The organism is Kaistella sp. (assembly GCF_032060305.1).
GTDB classification, from domain to species: domain Bacteria; phylum Bacteroidota; class Bacteroidia; order Flavobacteriales; family Weeksellaceae; genus Kaistella; species Kaistella yananensis.
Genome location: NZ_DAMBHK010000031.1, coordinates 1 through 25313 on the forward strand (window position 1 = coordinate 1; position 25313 = coordinate 25313).

At 40.0% G+C, this 25313-nt stretch carries 23 protein-coding genes; 15 read left to right on the forward strand and 8 right to left on the reverse strand.

Annotated elements, in window-relative coordinates; genetic code table 11:
• The 4 genes from V5N63_RS06060 to V5N63_RS06075 form a co-directional block, all read right to left on the reverse strand.
• Positions 1–742 (reverse strand): efflux RND transporter periplasmic adaptor subunit (locus tag V5N63_RS06060; protein ID WP_332033231.1); only part of this gene is annotated, 742 nt, incomplete at its 3' end.
• Positions 743–785: 43 nt separating this feature from the next.
• On the reverse strand, positions 786–2054 hold the full coding sequence (locus tag V5N63_RS06065) for an ABC transporter permease (protein ID WP_088467885.1): 1269 nt from the start codon (positions 2052–2054) through the stop codon (positions 786–788).
• 20 nt (positions 2055–2074) lie between these two features.
• Positions 2075–3304, reverse strand: a complete 1230-nt coding sequence (locus tag V5N63_RS06070) for an ABC transporter permease (RefSeq protein ID WP_265143149.1) — start codon at positions 3302–3304, stop codon at positions 2075–2077.
• A 25-nt stretch (positions 3305–3329) separates the two neighbouring features.
• Positions 3330–4022, reverse strand: a complete 693-nt coding sequence (locus V5N63_RS06075; RefSeq protein ID WP_088467883.1) for an ABC transporter ATP-binding protein — start codon at positions 4020–4022, stop codon at positions 3330–3332.
• A 422-nt stretch (positions 4023–4444) separates the two neighbouring features.
• Here V5N63_RS06075 and V5N63_RS06080 point away from each other — a divergent pair, with 422 nt between their 5' ends.
• Together V5N63_RS06080 and V5N63_RS06085 are read left to right on the forward strand one after the other, a co-directional pair.
• Positions 4445–5419: a ribonucleotide-diphosphate reductase subunit beta gene (locus tag V5N63_RS06080; RefSeq protein ID WP_332033232.1), complete on the forward strand. Its 975-nt coding sequence runs from the start codon at positions 4445–4447 to the stop codon at positions 5417–5419.
• 305 nt (positions 5420–5724) lie between these two features.
• Complete coding sequence (locus tag V5N63_RS06085) at positions 5725–7398, forward strand: ribonucleoside-diphosphate reductase subunit alpha (protein ID WP_228399613.1); 1674 nt, start codon at positions 5725–5727, stop codon at positions 7396–7398.
• Positions 7399–7451: 53 nt separating this feature from the next.
• On the opposite strand, the gene V5N63_RS06090 is transcribed toward V5N63_RS06085, so the two are convergent.
• On the reverse strand, positions 7452–8336 hold the full coding sequence (locus V5N63_RS06090) for a DUF72 domain-containing protein (protein WP_332033233.1): 885 nt from the start codon (positions 8334–8336) through the stop codon (positions 7452–7454).
• Between the two features lie 212 nt (positions 8337–8548).
• On the opposite strand from V5N63_RS06090, the gene V5N63_RS06095 reads away from it, so the two are divergent.
• Entirely contained in the window at positions 8549–8926 is a 378-nt protein-coding gene (locus V5N63_RS06095) for a hypothetical protein (protein WP_332033234.1), read from the forward strand.
• A gap of 69 nt (positions 8927–8995) precedes the next feature.
• Here the strand turns inward: V5N63_RS06095 and V5N63_RS06100 are convergent, their stop codons facing one another.
• Positions 8996–9292: a hypothetical protein gene (locus tag V5N63_RS06100; protein WP_332033235.1), complete on the reverse strand. Its 297-nt coding sequence runs from the start codon at positions 9290–9292 to the stop codon at positions 8996–8998.
• 112 nt (positions 9293–9404) lie between these two features.
• Between V5N63_RS06100 and V5N63_RS06105 the strand changes: the two genes are divergently transcribed.
• From V5N63_RS06105 to V5N63_RS06115, 3 genes are all read left to right on the forward strand, one after another.
• Complete coding sequence (locus tag V5N63_RS06105; RefSeq protein ID WP_332033236.1) at positions 9405–9962, forward strand: RNA polymerase sigma factor; 558 nt, start codon at positions 9405–9407, stop codon at positions 9960–9962.
• Between the two features lie 45 nt (positions 9963–10007).
• Entirely contained in the window at positions 10008–10874 is an 867-nt protein-coding gene (lipA, locus tag V5N63_RS06110) for a lipoyl synthase (protein WP_332033237.1), read from the forward strand.
• Between the two features lie 113 nt (positions 10875–10987).
• Positions 10988–11824 (forward strand): dienelactone hydrolase family protein, encoded by an 837-nt coding sequence (locus tag V5N63_RS06115; RefSeq protein WP_332033238.1) that lies wholly within the window; start codon positions 10988–10990, stop codon positions 11822–11824.
• Positions 11825–11894: 70 nt separating this feature from the next.
• On the opposite strand, the gene V5N63_RS06120 is transcribed toward V5N63_RS06115, so the two are convergent.
• Positions 11895–12374 (reverse strand): Dps family protein, encoded by a 480-nt coding sequence (locus tag V5N63_RS06120; protein WP_088467874.1) that lies wholly within the window; start codon positions 12372–12374, stop codon positions 11895–11897.
• Between the two features lie 20 nt (positions 12375–12394).
• Positions 12395–12904, reverse strand: a complete 510-nt coding sequence (locus V5N63_RS06125; RefSeq protein WP_332030605.1) for a pyridoxamine 5'-phosphate oxidase family protein — start codon at positions 12902–12904, stop codon at positions 12395–12397.
• Between the two features lie 346 nt (positions 12905–13250).
• Between V5N63_RS06125 and V5N63_RS06130 the strand changes: the two genes are divergently transcribed.
• The 9 genes from V5N63_RS06130 to V5N63_RS06170 all read left to right on the forward strand — a co-directional run bounded on the left by V5N63_RS06130 (position 13251) and on the right by V5N63_RS06170 (position 25035).
• Positions 13251–14456, forward strand: a complete 1206-nt coding sequence (locus tag V5N63_RS06130; protein WP_332033239.1) for an NAD(P)/FAD-dependent oxidoreductase — start codon at positions 13251–13253, stop codon at positions 14454–14456.
• 15 nt (positions 14457–14471) lie between these two features.
• Positions 14472–15494 carry a ligase-associated DNA damage response exonuclease gene (locus tag V5N63_RS06135; protein ID WP_332033240.1) on the forward strand — a complete coding sequence of 341 codons (1023 nt, stop codon included), beginning with the start codon at positions 14472–14474 and terminating at the stop codon, positions 15492–15494.
• Positions 15491–17071, forward strand: a complete 1581-nt coding sequence (locus tag V5N63_RS06140) for an ATP-dependent DNA ligase (RefSeq protein ID WP_332033241.1) — start codon at positions 15491–15493, stop codon at positions 17069–17071. The genes V5N63_RS06135 and V5N63_RS06140 overlap by 4 nt, the downstream gene beginning before the upstream one ends.
• Positions 17071–19527: a ligase-associated DNA damage response DEXH box helicase gene (locus tag V5N63_RS06145; protein ID WP_332033242.1), complete on the forward strand. Its 2457-nt coding sequence runs from the start codon at positions 17071–17073 to the stop codon at positions 19525–19527. The genes V5N63_RS06140 and V5N63_RS06145 overlap by 1 nt, the downstream gene beginning before the upstream one ends.
• A 35-nt stretch (positions 19528–19562) precedes the next feature.
• Positions 19563–20207, forward strand: a complete 645-nt coding sequence (pdeM, locus tag V5N63_RS06150) for a ligase-associated DNA damage response endonuclease PdeM (protein WP_332033243.1) — start codon at positions 19563–19565, stop codon at positions 20205–20207.
• Between the two features lie 16 nt (positions 20208–20223).
• Positions 20224–20763 carry a lipocalin family protein gene (locus V5N63_RS06155; RefSeq protein WP_332033244.1) on the forward strand — a complete coding sequence of 180 codons (540 nt, stop codon included), beginning with the start codon at positions 20224–20226 and terminating at the stop codon, positions 20761–20763.
• A 134-nt stretch (positions 20764–20897) separates the two neighbouring features.
• Complete coding sequence (locus tag V5N63_RS06160) at positions 20898–22151, forward strand: CinA family nicotinamide mononucleotide deamidase-related protein (RefSeq protein ID WP_332033245.1); 1254 nt, start codon at positions 20898–20900, stop codon at positions 22149–22151.
• A gap of 66 nt (positions 22152–22217) precedes the next feature.
• Positions 22218–22880, forward strand: coding sequence for a head GIN domain-containing protein (locus tag V5N63_RS06165; RefSeq protein WP_332033246.1), 663 nt, complete (start codon positions 22218–22220; stop codon positions 22878–22880).
• 76 nt (positions 22881–22956) lie between these two features.
• Positions 22957–25035: a M13 family metallopeptidase gene (locus V5N63_RS06170; RefSeq protein WP_332033247.1), complete on the forward strand. Its 2079-nt coding sequence runs from the start codon at positions 22957–22959 to the stop codon at positions 25033–25035.
• Positions 25036–25313: the final 278 nt, after the last annotated feature.

Sequence of the window (25313 nt, forward strand, 5' to 3'; positions counted from 1 at the left end):
GTGCCTCGTCGATGGTTCCCTGAAAAATCAGTGAATTTAGATCCGCAATGGATGCAATCGTTGTTCCCGCATTGAAAGAGTTTGCTTCAATAACCTGGCTTCCGACTTTTACAGGAACTTCGAGTACAGTTCCATTAGCTTTCGAGCGGATTTGTGTGGTAGCCAAACCTGCAAGTTCGGGAGTCGCACCGGTTCTGGCGATTTGCAAGTTTTTCTGAGCAGTCTGCAGTTGCTGCTGGGCATTTCTCAGCTGCTGCTGCATTGATTGAAGTTGCTGCTGAGCAGAAATATATTCCTGTTTAGATATTACACCTTGCGTATAAAGCCTCTGCTGCATGGCAAACTGCTGTTGCTGGTTGTTTACATTAGCTCGTGCATTGCTAATTTGGAGGTTGGCATTATTGATCTCCTGCTGGGCGGCATTCACGTTCTGAACGCTTGGTACAATTCTTAATGTGGCAATGAGTTGTCCTGCAGTGACCTGATCACCTTCATCAACCAGGATTTTATCGATAATTCCCGACATATTGGGTTTAATTTCGATCTCTTCGCGCGGAACAATGTCTCCAGTTGCCATCACTTTATCGTCCATATTCTGAACTACCGGTTTTTTGGTGAGGAATGTTTCGCTCTCTTTGCTGTTTGATTTGATGAGGTAAGAGATTCCGGAGATTAATGCAACCGCTAAAATCAGTCCCAAAAAAATGTAAATTCCTTTTTTTAAAGTGAACTTCTTTTTCATATTGTAGTTTATTTTTTTAATATTTTTCTTTTTTTTTAATGAATTATTCAGAACGTAAGGCTTCAATCGGCCGGATTCTCACCGCTCTTTGTGCCGGGATCATTCCGATAATTAAACCTAGAATCACCATCACCGACATGGCGGCGAAAACTTCCAGATAATTTACCGTTGGATTATAGAAAGGGAATTTGTCCTGATCCTTGGTTAAAATATTAAGAACCATCAGCAGAAAAATCCCGATGATAAATCCTAATAAGCCTGAAACCAGTGTTATTACCACACTTTCCAGCAGAATCTGATTTCGTACTTCCGCGGGTTTTGCACCTAAAGCCCGCCGGATTCCGATTTCTTTGGTCCTTTCTTTTACTGTAATTAATAAAATATTAGAAATGGCGATAACCCCTGCCAGGATGGTCAAAGTTCCCACGATTATTGTTAAAAGCTGCATTCCCGTCAAAAATCCGGTAAGTTTCTTGAATTCTTTACCAAGGTTGAAACTCCCGAAAGCATTGGTGTCTTCGGGCGATACATGATATTTTTGTTTGAGTTCGGATTTCACTTTTTCTTCAACAATACTCAAATCCGCATCGGGCTTGCTTACAATGGCAAAGAATCCTACTTTGTCGCCGTCGTTATACATTTTTGTAAATGTGGAAAGCGGGATGTATGCCGACTGGTCATTTTCGGGACCGCCACCCTGTTTTGCACGGAAAACTCCGATTACGTGGAAGAAAATCCCTTTCACATTCACCAGTTTTCCCAGTGGATTTTCGTTCTTTTTGGCATCGAAAAAGTTCTTGTAAATCTCTTCACCAATAACGATTACATTTTTGCTTCCTGTAACATCTGCGTCATTAATATATCTTCCGTAAATGAGTTTTTTCTGGGAAATTTTGTTTCCGATCGGGTAATCTCCGGTTAAGGTATAAGTAGCTTTTTTTCCGTTTCGTGAAAAGCTTTCGCCCGGACTTCCGAAATTTCCGCGCGAATTCTGGGGCGAGATATAATCAATCTCCTGAATTTTTCTCGGCAGCATTTCCAGATCGCTTAAATGGAGATTCATTTTTCTGCCTTTTGCAAATCCATCGTAAGGAATTGTTGTGTTTTGTGCCCAAAGAAAAATGGAGTTGGTAGCGAACCCTGAAAATATTTTGTCGAAACCATTTTCCATTCCTTTTGCGGCGCCAAGAAGGGCGACAAACAGAAACATGCCCCAACCCACTCCAATCATGGTAAGAAAGGTTCGTAACTTATTATTCCGGAGGGAATGATAAATTTCTTGCCAGGTGTCTATTTTGAAAATGATGTTCATTTTGCTTTTCTTGTTAATTTTTATTCTGCTCTCAAGGCTTCAATAGGTTTAATTTTGCTCGCTCGGTACGCCGGTACAAATCCGGCAATAAGCCCGGAAATCACTAAGCTTATAAAGGCCACAATAATTAATCCCCAGCCCACGGATGGGTCTTTAATGAAATATTTCTCTAAACTGTCGCCAATAAGTGCGAGCGACATTACGCCTAAAGCAACACCTATAATCCCTGAAATTACTGTAATCACAACACTTTCCTGCATAATTAATCCTACAATACTGCTTGGTTTTGCGCCGATTGCTTTTCTAACACCGATTTCCTGCGTTCTTTCTTTTACGATATACACCATAATGTTGCTGATTCCGATAATTCCGGCGAGCAAAGTTCCCATTCCAATGAAACCTACAATCAGCGTGATAATGAACAAAAACTGAATGGTATCACCCATGTTTTTAGCATTATTCCGTACGATAATTGCGTTTTCATCATCCGGCGAAACTTTATTTTTCGCTTTGAGTTCTTTCTGAAGCTGGTCTCCGTATTTTATCGCCTGATCTGGCGAAAGTTTGCTGTCGTATGTAATGTAAATGTTGCTTACAGTATCCGAACCTTTCTTCATTTGCTGCAAAGTGGTGATGGGCACTGTGATAACGCGTTCTTCGAAATCGCCGCCATCATCAGAAAATACACCGATTACTTTGAAGAAGGTTCCGTTGATGTCGAGATCTTTTCCGATCGCGCCGCCATCTTTTATCAAATCGCGCTGAACCATTCTTCCGATCACCGCCACATTTTGTTTGAGGCTTAAATCTCTGCTGTTGAGGTACCGGCCTTCCGTTAGTTTGCGGTCTTCGATAACGATTTCTTCGGGGTTGGCACCGTTGATCTGGTAGCTGCCGCTTTCTTTGCCGTATTTCACGGTCATGCTGGTTGTGTATCGGGGAGTTGAATTTTCAACTTTGGTGGAATCTGAACTTACTGCCAACTCGTAATCATCATTTTTGAGGATGATCTGTCGGTCCGACTGAAGTCCGCCGTAAGCAATTGTAGTTTTGCCGCTAAAGATTGAGATTAAATTGGCTGCATCGCGGGTAAAGCCTTCTGTAAAAGCGTTTTTAAGCCCGGTCCCGATTCCGAAAAGTACAATAAAAATATAGAGTCCCAACGCCACCGTAAATCCCGACAGCACCGTTCGCAATAAATTACTGCGAATTGATTCAAAAATTTCTCTCCAGCGGTCTATATCAAACATATCATTTAACGTTCAGGATTTTGGTTTAAGCGAGAACACGTTGGGTGATAAACTCATCGCTCTCTATAATTCCGTCTTTTAGAATTACATTTCTTTTGGTTTCTGCGGCTACATCGGGTTCGTGAGTCACTACAATGATGGTTTTGCCGCTTCGGTTGATTTCCTGAAGCAGTTTCATAATATCGTAAGTGGTTTTAGAATCCAGCGCTCCGGTAGGTTCGTCGGCAAGAATAATTTTTGGGTCTGTAATTAAAGCCCGTGCAATGGCGACTCTTTGTTTCTGTCCGCCTGAAAGTTCATTCGGAAGATGACTTGCCCATTCGGCAAGACCTACTTTTTCCAGATATTCCATGGCTTTTTGGTTGCGTTCTTTTCTGGAGACATTTTGGTAATAGAGTGGGAGCGCAACATTCTCCAGCGCAGTTTTGTAACCGATAAGGTTGAACGACTGGAAGATAAATCCCAGAAATTTGCTTCGATATTCTGCGGCTTTTACTTCGGATAAATGTTCAATAGGGATTCCGTCGAGATTGTAAACACCAGAATCTTTTTCATCCAGAATACCAATAATATTGAGCAGGGTAGATTTTCCGGAACCCGAACTTCCCATAATCGAAACAAACTCACCTTCTTCAATGGTGAGGTTTATTCCCTTCAGAACATGAAGCTTGCTCTTTCCCGTATCGTAAGATTTATGTAAGTCCTTTATTACTACCATGGAGCGCAGAAGTTTATTTAAAAGATAAGTATATAGAAACTGCGGTTTGTTACAACTGTGGTTTTGTTTTTTAAATACCATATGTTTAATAAATATGTATTTGTTATAAGATGTTTTCAGGTATGTGTTTAATGAAAAAAGACTGTTGATGTCGTGTTTGTTTTGTTGTTCCCGGCAAAATAGGTAGCAGTGCGAGGTCTGTGTGATTGTGGAAAACTTTTACTGCTTAAAGTCAGAGATTTAATTTTTATCGCTTTTAATATCACATTCAATTCTCTACTTTTGTGCTTCACGCTTACCGGAAACAATATCTAAGTTTTAAAGCCCAATAAATAAATCAATTAGCTGTATAGCAGTAAGTTGATTGGGATTGAAATGTTTCCTGAGCCTTAAATTAATCAATTTTTAAAGTACAATACGTTATGGGGATTTTTGATAAAAGAGTAAGTTACAAACCATTTGAATATCCGGAGGTTTTGCAGTTCGTAGAAGCGATTAACAAATCATTTTGGGTGCATTCTGAGGTAGATTTTACGGCAGATGTACAGGATTTTCACTCGCAGCTTGAGCCCCATGAAAAAAACGCGATTAAAAACGCTCTTTTAGCGATTGCCCAGATCGAAGTTTCTGTAAAAACTTTCTGGGGAAATCTTTATAACCACATGCCGAAACCAGAACTCAACGGTTTGGGTTCTACTTTTGCAGAATGTGAATTCCGCCACTCTGAAGCGTATTCAAGATTGCTGGAAGTGTTGGGATATAACGACGAGTTTTCAAAAGTTGTCGAGATTCCTGCGATTAAAAAGAGAATCGATTTTCTTTCGAACGTTTTAAGGCATGCCAATTCCACCACGCCGAAAGAATATGTTTCGTCGCTTCTGCTTTTCAGTATCCTGATCGAAAACGTATCGCTTTTCTCACAGTTTGCGATTATTTTGTCGTTCACAAGATTCAAAGGTTACATGAAAAATGTAAGCAACATTATTGCGTGGACTTCCGTTGACGAACAGATTCACGCCAATGCAGGAATTTATCTGATCAATAAAATCCGTGAAGAACAGCCGGAATTACTAACAGATTCTGATATTGAAGATATTTACACGCTGGTTGATCATTCGATTACCGTGGAAGAAGAAATACTGGACTGGATTTTCGAATTCGGCGAAATCGATAATTTCACGAAAGAAGATCTGCTGAACTTTATGAAATACCGCGTAGACGACAGTCTGAAGAAAATCGGCATGAAAACCCGCTACAACATTTCGCCGGAACAGTACCGACCAATGATTTGGTTTGAAGAAGAAGTTTTCGCCAATTCTATGGATGATTTCTTTGCGAAAAGACCGGTAGATTATACCAAGCACGATAAGAGTATTACGGAAAACGATTTGTTTTAAGTTGAGTGGCGCGAGCGAAGCGAGCGTCAATACAGCAAATTATTATCAATAGGAACGGGCTTTAGCCCGTTTATGTCGAAGAAAGCATAATCGGCTTTAGCCAAAACCTATTTTACGCTGAGAACCGTCGAAAGAAAAACGAAAGAACTTTTAGCCCCGATTGCAGCGGCATCCTTTTTTGGTGATTGAGCGGAGCCGAAATCAACAAAAAAGATACAGCGGAAAGCGGGACAGGTTTTGAAAAAAAGCAAAAATCGGGTTGCTCCTGAAAATAGAAAATTAATAACGCAGAAAGCAAAAGCCAACTGCCAAAAAGCATACAAATGGAAGAAAATACAAATATCTGGTGGCTCAACGAAGAGTCCGAACAAATGCTGAACCGCGGTTACCTTTTGAAAGGCGAAACCGTAAAAGGTGCCATCGAAAGAATTACCACTGCCGCAGCCAAAAGATTATACAAACCTGAACTTCAGCCGGCTTTCGAGGAAATGATAACCAAAGGCTGGATCAGTTTTTCGTCGCCGGTTTGGGCGAATATGGGAACCCAGCGCGGTTTGCCGATTTCATGTTTCAACGTTCACGTTCCGGATAATATCGAAGGAATTACCCACAAACTGGGCGAAGTGATCATGCAGACGAAAATTGGAGGCGGAACTTCCGGCTATTTCGGGGAACTGAGAAACCGTGGAACTGCCGTAACCGACAACGGAAAATCCTCCGGTGCTGTTTCTTTCATGAAACTTTATGATACCGCGATGGATGTGGTTTCACAGGGCGGTGTCCGACGTGGAGCTTTTGCCGCTTATCTGGATATTGATCACGGTGATATTGAAGAATTTCTTTCCATTAAAGATATTGGAAGTCCGATTCAGAACCTTTTTACGGGAATCTGTGTGCCTGATTACTGGATGCAGGATATGATTGATGGCGATATCGAAAAACGAAAAATCTGGGCGCGCGTTCTGGAAAGCCGTCAGCAGAAAGGTTTGCCGTATATTCTTTTCTCCGATAATGTGAACAGAAACAAGCCTCAGGTTTACAAAGATTTGGGAATGACCATCAATGCGAGTAACCTTTGCTCGGAAATTATGCTGCCGTCTTCCAAGGAAGAATCTTTTATCTGCTGTCTGTCTTCGATGAACCTCGAATTATACGACGAATGGAAAGATACCGACGCCGTAAAACTTGCCATTTATTTCCTTGATGCGGTTTTATCTGAATTTATTGAAAAAACTGAAGGGAATTATTACCTCACAGGAGCCAGAAACTTCGCTTTACGTCACAGAGCGCTTGGGTTGGGCGTTTTGGGTTATCATTCTTATCTGCAGAAAAACATGATTCCGTTTGAAAGTTTTGAAGCGACACAGTTTAACGCAAGGGCTTTCAGACAGATTAAAGAACAGTCGATTGCGGCATCACAGGAACTGGCCAATATTTATGGCGAACCGGAATTGCTGAAAGGTTACGGAATGCGGAATACCACCACCATGGCGATTGCTCCTACCACTTCAAGCTCTGCGATTTTGGGTCAGACTTCACCGGGAATTGAACCTTTTGCTTCGAATTATTACAAAGCAGGTTTGGCAAAAGGAAATTTCATGCGTAAAAACAAATATTTGGCAAAACTCCTTCAGGAAAAAGGTCTCGATAACGAGGAAACGTGGAGAACAATCATGCTGAATCACGGTTCTGTACAGCATTTAAATGAGCTTACGGAAGAAGAAAAAGCAGTTTTCAAAACGTTCAGAGAAATTTCTCCGATGGAAATTATTTCTCAGGCAGCGCAAAGACAGCAGTATATCGATCAGGCGCAGTCTCTGAATTTGCAGATTCCGTCAACCATGCCGGTAAAAGACGTCAATTACCTTTACATCGAAGCGTGGAAAAAAGGCGTAAAAACTTTGTATTACCAAAGAAGTTCGTCTGTTTCCAAGGAAATGATGGTGAATTTTGTAACCTGCTCGAGTTGTGAAGCGTAAACAAAAATAGTTTAGATAAAAAGCCTCAGAATTTTCTGAGGCTTTTTTGTTGTTTAAAATTTCGTTTTTACCTCTGCCATTTCCGGGATATGAATTGAGGTCCCGAACTCTTTATTTAAATTTTCAATAAAATACGCGGAAAGCAGCGGCGAAGCTTTTTCAATGTTCTGGTGAACAAAGAAATAGAGTTTTTCCAGACCTTTTTCCTTCCATATTTTGATTCTCTCGATCCAATCGTCGAGTCTTGTGTAGTCACTTTCAGCATTGGCTCCCACATAACGGATAAATGCCACCGGAGTGGTAAGCCTCATGTGCAGCATATCTCGCCGTCCTGCGGTATCTACAATGATATTTGTGATTTGGTGCTTTTCAAAAAGTTCGCAGGTTTTATTGAAAATTTCTTCATCGGTAAACCATTCGTTATTACGGAGTTCTATTGCCAGCGGAACCTCTTTCGGCCAATCCTGAACAAATTTTTCGAGTCTTTCGTAATCTTTTGGTTTGAAATTATCATGAAGCTGCAGGAAAACCATCCCCAATTTTTCATCAAAATTTAAAACTGCGGTTGCAAACTGCGTTACAACATCAGTAATATTCAGCAATCTTCGGAAATGTGAAACCGTATTGGTTATTTTTGGAAAAAATTTAAAATCGGCCGGCGTTTTTTCTTTCCACGTCTGTACCTGTGCGGGGCTTGGCATTCCGTAAAATGTTGCATTAAGTTCAATGGAATTAAATTGCGTTCCATAATAGGTAAGTTCGTCTTTGGTGCCTTTTGGATAGAATCCTTTGAGGTCGGTTTTATTCCATTTTGCGCAGCCTACGGAAATATCCAGTTTTTTAGATTTAGATTTTTTTAGGATTTCTGCCGTTTTCTGATGATCTTTAGGGAGCGTAAAATCTATCTGCGAAGGATCTTCAACTTGTCCGAATTTCATAAATATTGCTTTAAAAAATATTTTTAAAGTTACTGAAATTTTATAACAGAATGATTAGATTGGTGTGATGATGAAAATTTACACTTTTGAGTTTGAAAACCAGTATAGAGCACAAAGTTTTTCATTCTCAAAGTAAGGAAGTATTAACGCTTATTAATGCAAATAATCACCATTTAAATCCCATACAAAAAACAGAGGTCGAAGTCATTTAAATGAAAATCCTCAATGAACTGGCGCTTGTTGATGAAGCTTTCGATGTCTCAAAAGATACTTTCAAGCCCAATCTACCTGTCGATCTGAAGTTGCGGACCCATCTTCAGCGTGCCCTGATTTTTGAAACCGGAATGAACCGGGAAAGCTGCAGTGATGAATTAAATACAGCCGAATTCAGCTTTCGAAATTACCCGCAGCTCAAACCTGAAAATTATCACCGTATTAAAAATAATTTGGCTGTCACTTTAAGTCTCGTAGGATTTCAACTTGATGAAACGCTGAATGTCTTGTATAAACATAAATTTGAGCAGCTTTATTTTAGATGCCATGGTGCAGCAGCTCGACGGAACCGTAAAAAGGGAAGAATCGTGCTATAAGATTATATTTTCTGTCAATGCAGAAGCATCACCCGAAGCTGAAAAAATAATTGCACTTACATGCTGATCCTATGCCAGAAATTCAATCTCTTTATCTTTGAAATTACCTTTCTCCACAAGTTTATTCATGGTTTTAAGCATTTTCTTTCTCAGTTTGGCAATCCTGCGGATGTTTTTGTCTTCACTGTAATCGAAAATATTGTCTTCAAAAGAAAAAGTATCTCCTTTTTTGAATGAAATATTGCGTTCTTTCATTTCCTTCAGAAGCATTAGATTCGTCATTGTTTCAAGCATCGAATATTCGGCGTGTGCCATGTCTTTCAAAGAATTAAGAATCTGTTCTTTATATTTTTTCTTGGCTTTCATATTGTAAATTTTGGGTGATGCAAAGTAAGGATTTTAAAATTAATCACCTAAAATTCACCACTGATTTTCAACCATATATTCGGGGCAATAATTTCATTATCTTTGTTTCCCAATGAACAAAACCGAACTTCTATCCCTGATTTCGCTTGCGAAGAAGAAAAACCAGAAATCGCAGACCAAGCTCATTAATTTTTATTGGGTGGATGTTTTCAGTTTTGTAATGAAAAAAGTTCAGGACGAAAATATTGCCGATGAACTTACGGTTTCAGTTTTTTCCAAAGTTCTTGCAAAACTCGATCTGTACGACCCTAATTTTCAGTTCAAAACATGGATTCTTACCATTGCGCAGAATACAGTGATCGATTATTGGCGCAAAAAAAACCGTGAAAACGAAGATTCTGTGGAGAGTTTTGAAGGTTTTAAGAATCAGTTTGCGCTCTCACCCGAGGAACTTTTAATTTCCGAAGAAGATCAGAAGCAAATTATTACCATCATCGAAAGCCTGGATTCCAATTATCAGGAGATTATCCGCTTGAGATTTTTCGAGGAAAAAAGCATTAAAGAAATTGCTGAAGAACTCAGTTTAACCGTTGCCAATACCAAAGTAAGGATTATGCGGGCCAAGAAAGTTCTGGCAGCATTATTAAAAAACAAAGAATTCGAGGATTGATAAAACCAATTTCTTAATTCGTAAATTTGCACTTTATTTTTAAAGATGAACGAAGCCACTATAGATACCACAGTACAGAAACCAAAATGGATCCGCGTAAAACTTCCGACTGGGAAAAATTACCGCGAACTCCGCACATTGGTTGATAAATACAAGCTCAACACCATCTGCCAGAGCGGCAGCTGCCCGAATATGGGCGAATGTTGGGGCGAAGGAACTGCTACCTTCATGATTCTTGGGAACATCTGTACGAGAAGCTGCGGATTCTGCGGCGTGAAAACAGGTAAACCTTTGGATGTGAACTGGGATGAACCCGAAAAAGTGGCGCGCTCCATCAAATTGATGAAAATAAAACACGCAGTGCTTACTTCTGTAGACCGTGATGATTTGAAAGATATGGGTTCTATTCTTTGGGCAGAAACCGTGAATGCCGTACGAAGAATTTCCCCCGGAACCACAATGGAAACTTTAATTCCTGATTTTCAGGGAATTACAAAACATATTGACCGGCTTATCGAAGTAGCTCCGGAAGTAATTTCCCATAATATGGAAACTGTAAAAAGGCTCACGCGTGAAGTCCGCATTCAGGCGAAATACGAAAGAAGCCTTGAAGTATTGCGTTACATGAAAGAAGCGGGGCAAAACCGTACGAAAACCGGCTTAATGCTAGGTTTGGGAGAAGAAAGAGATGAAGTTTTTCAGACCATTGAAGACATCAGAAACGCCAATGTCGACGTGATTACCATCGGGCAATATCTGCAGCCTACCAAGAAACATTTGCCGGTGAAGAAATTTATCACTCCTGAAGAATTCAATGAATTTGGGGATTTTGCCAGAAGTTTAGGCTTCCGACACGTAGAAAGTTCGCCGCTGGTAAGAAGTTCTTATCATGCGGAAAAACATATTCATTAATTTCAAAAGAAATTATTACAAAATAATACTTAAGCACACCATTGTAGGTGTGCTTTTTATTTTTTGCATTAAAGCATTCAAAATATTTCATTATTTTTAAACAAAAATAAATTATGAAACTCCCAATTCTCACTATTGCGCTCTCGCTCTCGCTGTTCGCAGTTGCCTGTAAAGAAAAAACTGCCACCAAAAAAGAAAATACTGTAAACACAGAAAAAGTAAGCGGAAATATTAAGACTGAAGAACTGAAAACTGAAATCAACGGGGTTACGCACCGCTCTTTTGCAGCTTATAATCCGGATATTGAAGGGAAATTGCCTGTAGTTTTTGTGCTTCCGGAATGGTGGGGACTTAATGATTACGTAAAAGACAGAGTGAAACAACTTGCTGAATTGGGTTATTACGCAGTGGGTGTTGATTATTACGGCGATCAGAAAGTGGTGGAAACTCCTGAAGAAGCACAGCAGCTTTCGTCGCATTTCTATAATATTCCTGTTGACGCCAGAAGGATGTTCGATGCGGCAAAACATCAGGTGATTTTAGCCGAAAAATCAGATTACAGCAGAATGGCCATTATCGGTTATTGCTTTGGCGGTGCGCAGGCACTAAATATGGCACGCCTTTCCAGTGATTTCAAAGGAGTAGTGAGTTTCCACGGGAATCTGCAAACCGGAATCCGCGCTAAAAATAATAAAGTAAAGTATCTCGTCCTAAACGGTGCGGCAGATACCTTTGTTCCAAAAGAAGAAATTAAAGGCTTCAAAAAAGAAATGGACAGTGCGAAGATTGATTATAAATTCATCGATTATCAGAATGCGCTGCATGCCTTTACCAATCCGGATGCAACTGCAACAGGAAAGAAATTTAATCTTCCGATTGCCTACAATAAAGAAGCGGATGAGAAATCATGGCAGGAAATGAAAACCTTTCTTGCTGAGGTTTTGAAGTAAATATTCTTTCAATAAAAAGCTCCGGTACAGCCAATTTGTGCCGGAGCTTTTTTTAAATATCAGAAACGTTTTAAGATCCTTTAAAATATTTTCTCAGTTTCCAGGCCATTTTTTCGTGGGTCTGCATCAAACCGGTTAAGAAATCGGATGTTCCTTTGTCACCATATTTTTCTTCGGTGTCATCCACAAACTTTCTTAAAGATTTTACAATTGTTTCGTGGTCGTTTACCAGTTCCTTAATCATTTCCTGATTGGTCGGGATTTTGCCCGGATTTTCAATGAGTAGAGAAAGCTCTGCAAATTCTGAGGTGGTGCCGATTGCAACTCCGCCTAAAGTGCTTATTCTTTCAGCAACTTCATCTATAGCTTCAGCAACAGCATCATATTGTTCTTCAAAAAGTTTGTGAAGTTCCATAAAATTGTCTCCGGAAAGATTCCAGTGAAATTTTCTCAGTTTTATATAGAGTACATTTCCATCTGCCAATACATGATTTAATAAATCATTAATTTCTGTTAGGTCTTTCTCCTTTATCCCTAAGTCTGGTTTCATAATAATATATTTTTTTAGTGTTATACATGTAAGTTTCCTTCTACGCCGTCGCTGTTATCGGTTTTTTTACCTGTAAGAGCTGCTGCGGCAAAAGTCACAAACGAAACTAGTTTTCCCGCTTTCGTATCCCAGTAATAAGTTTCATCTGGTGTAACCCGTATTACCGAAACTTTTGGGTCGTCTTTACCTTCTTCAAACCAAGCATTTGCGATGCGGCTCCATTTTTCTTCAATGGTAGCGCGGTCTTTATAAACGTATGCTTTCCCGAAAACCGAAAGATATTCGTAATCGCTGTTATTCATAAAAAGCAGCTGAACACGGTTGTCTTCGGCGATTTCGAAATTCTTATTACTGTCAGAACTGCTCAGGAACCAAAGATTTCCCTCTTCGTCAGTCTCGCGCAGACTCATCGGTCTTGCAGCGATGGGAAGCGTCGTTAAATCTGTGCAGAACATGCATGTTCCTGCTTTTTCCGAAAGCTCTTTCAGTTTTTTAATCGCTTCTGTTTGGGTTAAATTTTCTGTTGACATAATCGTATTTTTTAATGTTATTTCGTGTATTTTTTAGGAGCAACAAATACCGTATTCTTACAGAACCCGACCCGCTGTACGTTACAATCTTTTATTGTATGGCAATATGCCAATGAACAAGTGGATTTTGCAATAAAAGGATTTCCACTTCCATCGGGGCTATAACGAACTGTCCGTCTGTTTCCGAAATATTTGTCGCCAATTTTTAAACAAGAATTGAACCATCACCGTGTAAATGTTTATTAAGCCGTTGTTAAAATTTCTTAAATAAAGACTTTCATCATCCGAAATGATGGCTTTAGAATAAGGCGCAGTTTTTGATTCGGTTGGCAAAATAATAAACGGTATGGATCTTAAATCTAATGAACCTTTCTGGCTCGTAAAAAACGGAATTTTACAATCTTATCCATCTCTGAAAGCCGATGAAAGCTGTGATGTGCTTATCGTTGGCGGTGGCATTACAGGCAGTTTAATCGCCCACCAGATGGTAAAAGACGGTTACAAAACTATTTTAATTGATAAACGCGAAATTGCCAACGGAAGCACTTCTGCCACAACATCAATGCTGCAATATGAGATCGATGTTCCGCTTTATGAACTCTCGGAAATGATCGGTGAAAAAGGGGCTGTTGAAAGTTATAAAGCCTGTGCAAAATCAATTGATGATCTTGAAAAAATTGCTGTAGAAATAAAATCTACCGCAGGTTTTCAAAGGAAAAAATCATTGTATTTTGCCTCCAAAAAGAAGGATGTTTCATGGCTTACAAAAGAATTCGACGCGCGGAAGTCTGCAGGATTTAATGTAAAATGGCTGGAAGCGGAAGAAATTCAGGAAAAATTCGGCTTCGAGAAAACTTATGGCGGCATATTGTCGGACCAGGGAGCCAGCATTGATGCTTTTATTTTCGCGCATGAGCTTCTGCAATTCAATGAAAAAAAAGGATTGAAAATTTTTGACAAAACAGAAATGAAAACGGTGAAATATCATTCCGGTTATAATGAAGTTTTCACGGCAGAGAATATTAAAATCACCACCAAAAAAATAATTTACTGCATCGGTTACGAAAGCAAAAACTTAATTAAAGAAGATTTTGTTCAGCTTAAAAGTACGTTTGCAATCGTTTCGGAAAGAGAAGATTCACTTCCTGCAAGCCTAAATAAAATGCTCTTCTGGAATACCGATGAACCTTATCTTTATATGCGGACGACTGACGACGGCAGGCTTTTAATTGGCGGTGGGGACGAAGATTTTCAGAACCCGGAGAAACGCGACGCACTTTTAGACAAAAAAGAAAAGGAAATTCTCCGCAATCTGAAAAAAGTTCTACCTGAATATCAGTTTTATACTGATTTTACCTGGGCCGGAACTTTTGGCGAAACCAAAGACGGTTTGCCTTACATCGGTGAGCACAAAAAGTTCAAGAATTCTTATTTCGTACTGGGTTTTGGCGGTAATGGCATTACATTTTCTGTGACCGGAATGGAAATGGCTTCCGCTTTTATAAAAAAAGAAAACCATCAATTAAAAGAATATTTCAAATTTGGAAGATAATTTAATAACATTGTTTTGAAGATCATCGAATTCACCAATAAAGGTATTTACTGTATTCCCGGAAAATTTTATCTCGACCCGTGGCGGCCGGTAGATTTGGCTGTGATTTCTCACGGGCATGGTGATCACGCAAAATGGGGAATGAAAAAATACCTTTGCCATCATTTTACAAAACCGATTCTTCAACACCGCATTGGTCCTGATATCGAGGTTCAGTCTTTGGGTTATAATGAAGAAATCGTAATCAATGGTGTTAAAGTATCTTTTTTTCCGGCAGGGCATATCGTAGGTTCCTCCCAAATCCGAATGGAATATAAAGGTTATGTTGCTGTGTTTTCCGGTGATTATAAAGTTCAGGATGATGGGCTTTCTACCCCTTTCGAAGTGGTACAATGCAACGAATTTATTACCGAAAGTACATTTGGATTACCCATTTACAACTGGCTTTCTCCGGAACAGTATGCAGAACAGATGAGAACATGGCATGAAAAGAACCGCGAACAGGGAAAAACATCTGTCTTTATCGGGTATTCTTTGGGAAAAGCGCAGCGGATTATGAAAGCAATAGAAGGCAGCGGAAAAATATTCGTCCACAGTTCAATTTCGAAAATTAATGAAGCCATTGAGTCTGTAGGAATCGGTTTGCCCCAGTACGAAACAGTTTATTTTAATGATGATTTAAAAAAAATTAACGGCGAAATCGTCATTGTTCCACCGGCGTTACTCGATTCCAATATGATCCGGAAAATTCCGAACCGTGCGACAGGGTTGTGTTCCGGCTGGATGCAGGTGCGCGGCTCCAGAAGATGGCGTTCTGCCGATGCCGGTTTTGCAATTTCCGACCATGCCGACTGGTCCGGGCTTTTAGCGACGGTAAAAGCTACGGGCGCAGAAAAAGTGCATGTCACACACGGACAAACCGCTGTTTTTTCAAAATATTTGAATGAACTTGGTATTGAAGCATACGAAGTGAAAACCAATTATGGCGACGATGAAGCGGACGAAACGATAAATTCCGAAGAACAGGATACAAAATGAAACATTTCGCAGAACTCATATCAACCCTGGAAAGCACCAACAAAACCAACGCGAAGATTGATGCGATGGTTCATTATCTGAATACCGCGCCTGAAAATGATAAACTCTGGTTTCTTGCCCTTTTCACAGGAAAACGGCCGAAAAGACCCGTTAATACAAATCTTCTGAAGCAGTGGGCGTTGGAAATCATTCAGCTACCGGAATGGCTTTTTTTAGAAAGTTATTCGTCAGTTGGCGACTTGGGAGAAACGCTTTCCCTCATTTTACCGCCGCCGGAAAACGATATTCAAAAATCACTTTCGCAATGGATGACAGAACTTATTCATCTGAAAGACCAAACCGATGAAGAAAAGAAAAGATATGTAACGGAATCCTGGAATGGGTTGGATTATACCGAACGTTTCATTTTCAATAAACTAATTGGCGGAAGTTTCAGGATCGGCGTCTCAAAAAAGCTTCTGATTACTGCGCTGTCAAAATATTCAGACATTGATTCAAGCCAGCTGATGCACAGTATTATGGGAAAATGGAATGTGGATGAGATGAATTTCGATGATTTAATTACGGGCACCAATATCAACCCAGATAATTCAAAGCCTTATCCTTTTTGCCTGGCATATCCGTTGGAAAAAGAAACGCAGGAACTGGGCAAGCCTGAAGAATGGCAGGCTGAATACAAATGGGACGGAATCCGCGGACAGCTCATTAAAAGAAATACCGAAATTTTTATCTGGTCACGGGGCGAAGAACTGGTCACGCCGCAGTTTCCGGAATTAGTTACCGCGCTGGAGCATATTCCCGGGAATTTTGTCCTTGACGGCGAAATTTTGGCGGTAAATGATGATGAGGTTTTAAATTTTAATGAACTTCAGAAACGTCTCAACCGGAAAACCATCACCCCGAAAATGCTCCGCGAAATACCTGTAAAAGTTTTCGTCTACGATATTTTGGAATTTAATGATGAAGACCTTCGGGAAAAACCGCTTTCCGAAAGAAGAAAAATTCTTGAAAATTTAATAGAAACATATCCTGTAGAACATATTAAAATTTCCGGAAGCGTTCCTTTTAAAAACTGGGACGATTTAATCGCAATCCGTGAAAATTCCCGCGAAAATAACAGCGAAGGTTTAATGTTGAAACAGAAAAACAGCCATTATCATTCTGGCCGTAAAAAAGGCGACTGGTGGAAATGGAAAGTGGATGCCTTAACCATCGACGTCGTTTTAATTTACGCCCAAAAAGGCAGCGGAAGAAGAAGCGGATACTACACCGATTACACTTTTGCGGTAAAAAAAGATGACCAGCTGGTTACCATCGCCAAAGCATATTCTGGATTAACGGACAAGGAAATCATGGAAGTCAGCAGGTTTGTAACAAAAAATTCTCTGGAAAAATTCGGTCCTGTAAGAACTGTGAAACCGGAATTGGTTTTCGAAATCGCTTTTGAAGGAATCGGATTCAGCAACCGGCACAAAAGTGGAGTAGCCCTCCGTTTCCCAAGGATTGTAAGATGGCGCCGCGATAAAAAAGCTGACGAAATTGATGACATTGAAGAAGTGAAAAAACTGATAAAATAATGGCAGAAAATTTTCTGAAATCTCAAGGATACCAAATAGTGCAGGATTGGCTCGCCGGAAAAGGATTCGAGCCTTTCGGTTTTCAGCTGGAAACCTGGCAGAAATTTGGCAGAAATTACAGCGGAATGGTGATTGCTCCAACAGGTTTTGGTAAAACATATTCAGTTTTTTTAGCGGTAATCATTGATTTTTTAAACCATCCGGAACGGTACAGAAACGGTCTTCAGCTATTGTGGATTACGCCGCTGCGGGCGCTTGCAAAAGACATCGCAAAAGCAATGACCGAGGCGATTGATGAAATCGGCCTCGACTGGAAAGTTTCTGTAAGAAACGGCGATACGCCACAAAAAGAAAGGGCTTCCCAGACCAAAAAAATGCCCGAAATTCTCATCGTTACACCAGAAAGTTTGCAGTTGCTTTTAGCACAGAAGAATAACCAACGTTTTTTTAAAAATCTGAAATGTGTCGCTATCGACGAATGGCACGAACTTTTGGGTTCCAAACGGGGCGTCATGGTGGAACTTGCGCTTTCACAGATTTTAAGTTATCAGAAGAAAGTTAAAATCTGGGGAATCACAGCAACCATCGGCAATCTTGATGAAGCCATGGAAGTTTTAATTCCTTATTCCATTAAAAAAACTAAAGTCGTTGCGAAAGAAAAAAAGAAAATCGATATTCTCCCTATTTTCCCTGACGAGGTTGAAATTCTTCCGTGGGCAGGGCATTTGGGCGCAAAACTCGTGGATAAAGTGGTGCCGATAATTCTTCAGAGCAACACCACTTTGGTTTTTACCAACACCAGAAGTCAGGCAGAAATGTGGTATCAGTTATTGCTCAAAGAATATCCGGATTTTGCCGGCCAAATCGCGATTCACCACAGTTCCATCGACCGGGATTTAAGAATATGGATCGAAGAAAATTTAAGTTCAGGATATTTAAAAGCAGTAATTTCAACATCATCGTTGGATTTGGGAGTCGATTTTAAGCCGGTGGATACGGTAATTCAGATCGGTTCCAGTAAAGGAGTTGCGCGGTTTTTGCAGCGTGCCGGCAGAAGCGGACATTCACCGTTTGAAACTTCTAAAATCTATTTCGTTCCCACACATTCGCTGGAATTAATCGAAGTTTCAGCGTTGAAAGAAGCCGTAAAACAGAAAATCATCGAACCCAGAACACCGGTAGTAATGTCTTTTGATGTTCTGGTTCAGTTTTTAATGACCCTGGCGGTGGGAGATGGGTTTGAGGAGAAAGAGTTGTTTCAGCGAATTAAAGAAACATTTGCTTTCAGTGAAATTACTCCTGAGGAATGGCAGAGTGTACTGCAGTTTATCACCGTGGGAGGAGGCGCGCTGAAAAATTATCAGGAATATCACAAAGTCATCATCGAAAACGGCATCTATAAAGTTACCCAGCGAAGGATTGCCATGCTTCACCGGATGAATATCGGCGTCATTGTGAGCGATGCGATGCTGAAAGTGAAATTTGTAAGCGGCGGTTATATCGGGATGATTGAAGAATATTTCATTACAAGACTGAAACCTGATGATAAATTTATCTTGGCGGGTCGCGTTCTCGAGATTTCTCACATTAAAGAAATGACCGTTTACGTACGAAACTCCAAAGGAAAAGCCATTATTCCAAGTTATCTTGGCGGAAGATTGCCGCTGACGTCGCATTTAAGCCATTTTTTAAGACTGAAATTATCCGATTCGCTGCAGGCAAAATCTTCGGAGAAGGAACTCAGATTTCTGCATCCTTTGCTGGTAAGTCAGGAACAGAATTCGCATATCCCGAAAGATGATGAGTTTCTGGTAGAAATGATCGAAACCCGCGACGGTCATCATCTTTTCATGTATCCGTTTGAAGGCCGGCTGATTCATGAAGTAATGGCCGCTTTAATTGCGTTCAGGATTTCGAAAATTACGCCGATTTCCTTTTCAATGGCAATGAATGATTATGGTTTCGAACTGTTGAGTTCGCAGCCAATTCCTGTCGATGAAGCGGTTTTACAGAAAATTCTCTCCAAAGAAAATTTAATTCAGGATGTTTTGAGCAGCGTGAATGCTACCGAAATGGCAAGACGTAAATTCCGTGATATCGCTGTAATTTCGGGAATGGTGGTGCAGAATTATCCCGGAATTCAGAAAAACAATAAAAGTTTACAGGCGAGTTCAGGTTTAATTTTTAATGTTCTGGAAGATTACAGTCCCGAAAATTTACTGCTTAAACAGGCTTATGCAGAGGTTTTCAATCAGCAAATCGACGAAAACCGACTGGTGAATGCCTTTAAAAGAATTGAAAATTCTAAAATTATCCTCAAATTTGCCAACGCATTTACGCCACTCAGTTTTCCGATTAAAGTCGACAGTTTGCGCCAGAGTTTAACCAGCGAAGATTTGGATTCACGGATTCTGCGGCTTCAGAAAGAATCGATGCAGAAAAACCTCAGCAACTGAAAAACGGAATTCAAAAAGCCAGGTGTTACAAAAAAATGATTAAAACCTTAGAAAAAAACATCCAAAACGAGAGACTCATTTTCACCAACCAAAAAGCGGTGTTTTGGGAAAGCCGGAAAATCATGATAATCAGCGATCTGCATGTCGGTAAATCCGCGCATTTCAGAAAAAGCGGTATCGCGGTTACTTCTCAGATTTTGCTCGACGATTTGGAGGTTTTGGAAAATTTGATTTCTTTTTTCGGTGCAGAAAGTCTGCTCATTGTCGGCGATCTTTTTCATGCCGGGCACAATAGTGATTTAGAAATATTTTGTGATTGGAGAAACAGATTTCCGGATTTAAAAATTACTTTAATTAAAGGCAATCACGACAGGATTCCGAAAAAATTCTATGAAGATTACTGCATCGGAATTGTTGAAGATACGCTGGAAATTGGTCCTTTCACTTTCGTTCACGAACCACAGCATATGGAAAACCGTTTCACTGTTTCCGGTCATATTCATCCCGGAGTTGTTTTTCAGGGAAAAGCCCGGCAGGCGGTAAGACTTCCGTGTTTTGCTGTTTCTGAAAACCAGTTGATTTTGCCAGCCTTCAGCAAATTCACAGGTCTGGACACGAAAACTTTAAATCAGAATTTTAAAAAGATCGCCTTTACCAAAGGCATTATATTTGATTACTAGTCGGAAAACTTATCATATGAAAAAGATGGCAAAATTTGCAATTCCACTTTCTTTGGGAATTTTAGGTTTATTTATTTTTAACTCGTGTTCAGTAGGGATTCCCGACGGTGCGACAGCGGTGAAAAATTTCGACTCTAAAAAATATTTAGGTAAATGGTACGAAATCGCACGTTTTGATTTTCGCTTTGAAAAGGATATGAATAATGTGACCGCAGAATATTCTATGAAAGAAAACGGCCACATCAAAGTGGATAACAAAGGTTACAATTATGTAAAAAAAGAATGGAAAGAAAGTATAGGCGAGGCCCGTTTTGTAGAAGATGAAAAAACTGCGCGTCTGAAAGTGTCGTTTTTCAAACCTATCTGGGCAGGCTATAACGTGATCGATCTTGATGAAAATTACCGTTACGCGTTGGTCGCGGGAAATAATCTGGATTATCTGTGGATTCTGTCGCGTGAAAAAACCATTCCGGAAGACATAAAGCAGCGGTTTTTGCAGGAAGCAAAAAGATTGGGTTACAAAACCGAAAATTTAATTTGGACAAAACAGGATTAAGACAATTGTGTAAGAATATGAATAACGGCGGGCCTTGGTCCGCTTTTTTTGTCCTTTCGCGAAGACTGTAATTTAATGAGTTTTTAAAGGCGATTCTTTCCAAAATTCAGTAATTTTACACTTAAAATATTTACATGAAAGCAGTACTCATCACCATCGGCGACGAAATTTTATCCGGCAATACCGTCGATACCAATTCAAATTTTATTGCTTCACAGCTCAAAAATATCGGAATTTCGGTAGCTCAGATTTTTACCGTTTCTGATGAAATTGAAACCATCAAAAAAACCCTTAAATCTGCCTTCGAAATCGGAAATATTGTGATTACCACAGGAGGTTTGGGCCCTACGAAGGACGATAAAACCAAAACTGCTTTTGCGGAATTTTTTAACGATGATCTGAAACTGGATGAGCAAACCTTTGAACATCTTAAAAAACTCATGATCAAAAGAAAGCGTGAGCATCTTCTGGAAATCAATAAAAACCAGGCGGTTGTTCTGTCGAAAGCCCACATTTTTCAGAATGAAAACGGAACCGCGCCTTGCCAGATGGTAGAAGAAAATGAAAGAATTGCCATCTGTCTTCCTGGCGTTCCCTATGAAGTAAAACCGTTGATCAACGATAAAATTATTCCTTATTTAAAAGATAAATTGTCTTTAAATCATATCGCAGCACGCATAATTTCGGTGGTCGATTTTCCGGAAAGTCTGCTCTCTTTAACGATTGAAGAGTGGGAGCTTTCCTTGCCTGCCAACATCGCGCTTTCTTATCTGCCCGTTGGTAACCGTATTAAACTGAGATTAACAGCTGTAGGAAGTGACTTACAGGAAATTGAAAACCAGTTAAACGATGAGGTTGAGAAACTGAAACCATTAATCGGTGACAAAGTAATATCCTGGGACGGAAATGAAATTCAGGAAATATTGAAAGAGGTTCTTTTGCAAACGAAACTCACGCTAAGTGTTGCAGAAAGTTGTACGGGTGGCGAACTTTCCCGATTGATTACTTCAGTTTCCGGAAGTTCAGAATATTTTCTGGGCGGTATAATTCCTTATGATTACCAAAAAAAAATAGAAATTCTCGGCGTTTCAGAACAAACCATTCTAAAGAAAACCGTGGTTTCTGAAGAAGTGGCGCAGGAAATGAGTTTGGGCTGCCAGAAACTGTTTAAAACCGATATTGCACTATCTACCACCGGAGTTGCCGGTCCGAACAGCGATGATTTTAATAACGAAATAGGAACGGTCTTTTATTCCATCAGGGTAAATGATTTTGAGAAATCAAACCGCCTTTATCTCCCTCATTTTGAGCGGAATGATTTTGCGAATTTTGTTTCGCAGCGTGTTCTGCAGGATTTGGTAGAAATTCTTGTAAAAGAGAAAATGTAAAAATTCGTATGCAGTTAAGAATAAATATCTTCTGAAAACGTTTGTCAGAAGTAAATCTATATCATTATGAAGAAAATATTAGGAAGCTTAATGCTTGTAGCATGTCAGTTGGCATTTGCACAATCAACAAGAAATGTGGGTGATTTTTCGTCCCTGAAGGTGTATAACAAAATAAATGTTACACTTATTCCATCCAATCAAAGCAAGGTGGAAACTGAAAATAACGATCCGGATATCGAGACCGTTAACAAAAACGGGGAGCTGAAAATTAAACTTTCTCCGGCTAAAATTCTGTCAGGTGATCAGATTTCGGTAAAGGTTTTTTATGAAAAACTGAATGATATTCAGGCAAGCCAGGGTTCCACGATTTCCTCAACCGATGAATTGGATGCCAATATGCTTTCTTTAACGTCAAATGAAGGTTCAAAAATAAATCTCAATATTGATGCATCAAAACTCAACATTAAAACCAATTCCGGCGGAGAAATAAAAGTTTCAGGAACTGCCGATAATCAGGATGTTGTGGTAAACTCCGGTGGAAAATATTATGGTAAAGACACCGAGTCGAAAAATACAAAAGTTACCGCAAATGCTGGTGGAGTAGCCGAGGTAAATGTCTCGGGATCAGTAAATGCAACCACAAGAGCCGGTGGAATTATTGAAATTTATGGTGATCCGGAAGACCGGAAAGTAAAAAACATAATTGGTGGAAAAATTAATTTTCACTAAACAAATCCGCTGAGATTTCAGCGCTTTTGTAACAATTTGTTAATGGTTACGACTTAACAAAGAAATATATTGATCTATGAAGAGAATAACGATAAGCGCACTGGCATTTTCGGGAATTGTTTTCCTTAATTCGTGCGGAACCACAAAATCAGCTGAAACTAACACCGAACAGGCAGTTGTGAAAGCAGAACCTGTAAAAGAAGAAGGTCTTAACCTTTCTTATATGGACACTTCAGTTCGTGCTCAGGATGATTTCTTCAGCTACGTGAACGGAAACTGGGTGAAAACTGCAGAAATACCATCCGATAAAGCAAGTTGGGGAAGTTTCAATGCACTTCGCGAAGATGTAGATGTGGCGTCTTTAGAAATTTTAAATAAAATATTGACCGATAAATTTGCTCAGGGCTCCGAAGGCCAGAAAATTCAGGCACTTTACGGCACTTTCATGAACTGGGACAAGAGAAATGCCGATGGAATCTCCCCAATTAAAGCTGATCTTGCTAAAATCGATCAACTGAAAACGATTGCAGATTTACAGAAATATTTAATCGAAGCAACAAAAACCGGCGACAATCCTTTATACGCATGGCGTGTAGGTGCAGATTTGAAAAATTCTAAAATGAATGCCGTTTATTTTGGCGGTCCCAGTCTCGGTTTAGGTAGAGATTATTATCAGAAAGAAAACGAAGCCAACACAAAAACCTTAAACGAGTACAAAAATTATGTAGCGCAGCTTTTCACGGTTTTAGGATATAAAAATGCGGACCAAACCGCACAGAGAGTTGTTGCTTTCGAAAAACAGCTTGCCGGAAACCTCTTGACCAACGAGCAAAACCGCGATGCAAACCTTCGTTACAATCCGAAAACTGTTGCAGAACTTCCATCTTTGGTAAAAAATATCAACCTTGTTGATTATCTTAAAAAAGCCGGTGTAAATACCGATAAGGTAATCGTAAGCGAGCTGAAATACCTTCAGACCATGGATTCCTGGATGAATGAGCGAACGCTTCCTTTGATTAAAGAATACATGAAAGCAAGACTGGTTTCAGGAAACGCGACTAATTTAGATCAGAAGCTTGATGATATCAACTTTAACTTCTATTCAAAATATTTACAGGGGCAGAAAGAGCAAAGATCCATGGATAAAAGAGGTTTAGGAGTAATTAACGGAACTTTAGGCGAAGCTTTCGGTAAACTGTATGTAGAGAAATACTTCCCTGCAGGAGCTAAAGAGCAAATGGAAACTTATATCAGTTATTTGAAAAAAGGTTTCGAACATCATATTGCAAACCTCGACTGGATGTCGGCTGAAACTAAAGTAAAAGCACAGGAAAAACTTTCCAAATTCAGTGTGAAAATCGCTTATCCAGATACCTGGAAAGATTATTCAAAACTTCAACTCACAGCACCTGCCGACGGCGGAACGTATTATGCAAACCTGCAGAAAGTTTCAGAATGGCAGTACGCGAAAAATTTAGACAAAGTAGGAAAGCCTGTTGATAAAACCGAATGGGGAATGTCGCCACAAACCGTAAACGCTTATTACAGCGGTTCCAACAACGAAATTGTGTTCCCAGCAGCAATTCTTCAGCCGCCTTTCTTCAATTTCAAAGCAGATCCTGCGGTAAATTTTGGTGGAATTGGCGCGGTAATCGGTCACGAAATCTCACACGGTTTCGATGATTCAGGATCAAGATTCGATGGCGACGGAAACCTTAACAACTGGTGGACCGATGCTGACCGTAAGAATTTTGATGCGAAAGTGGGGCAGCTTGCTGCGCAATACGATAAATACGAACCGGTAAAAGGAAGTTTTATCAACGGGAAATTTACCAGCGGAGAGAACATCGGTGATTTGGGTGGCGTTGCAGTAGCTTACACAGCATTGCAGATGTATCTTAAAGATCACGGAAACCCGGGATTAATCAGTGGTTTCACTCAGGATCAAAGATTTTTCATGAGTTGGGCAACTGTTTGGAGAACCAAATCTACTGAGCAGTATATGGTGAATCAGGTGAAAACCGATCCGCACTCGCCGGGTTATTTCAGGGCCTTTGGACCTTTGGTTAATCAGGACTCTTTTTACAAAGCGTTCGATGTGAAGCCGGGAGACAAACTCTATAAAGCACCGGAAGAAAGAATTAAAATCTGGTAATAAATTTTAAATCACTCATTAATTTGGGTGATTTTTTTTGGGCGTGTCCCGCGCCTGCGTATTTGCAGCTGCGCGGGTCGCTACGTCCGCTACAATCTTTTCTTGGGCGGCGGCGAAGCCGCCGCCCAAGAAAAGGATTTCCACTACCATCGCTCACGCGAAACCAGACCCAATCTGGAAACACTCACTCAAAATAACTAAATTTGAAAATCTCAACCTTAATCTCAATCTCATGAAAATAAATATTCAGAAAAATATTCGCATTAAGAATCCGGAAA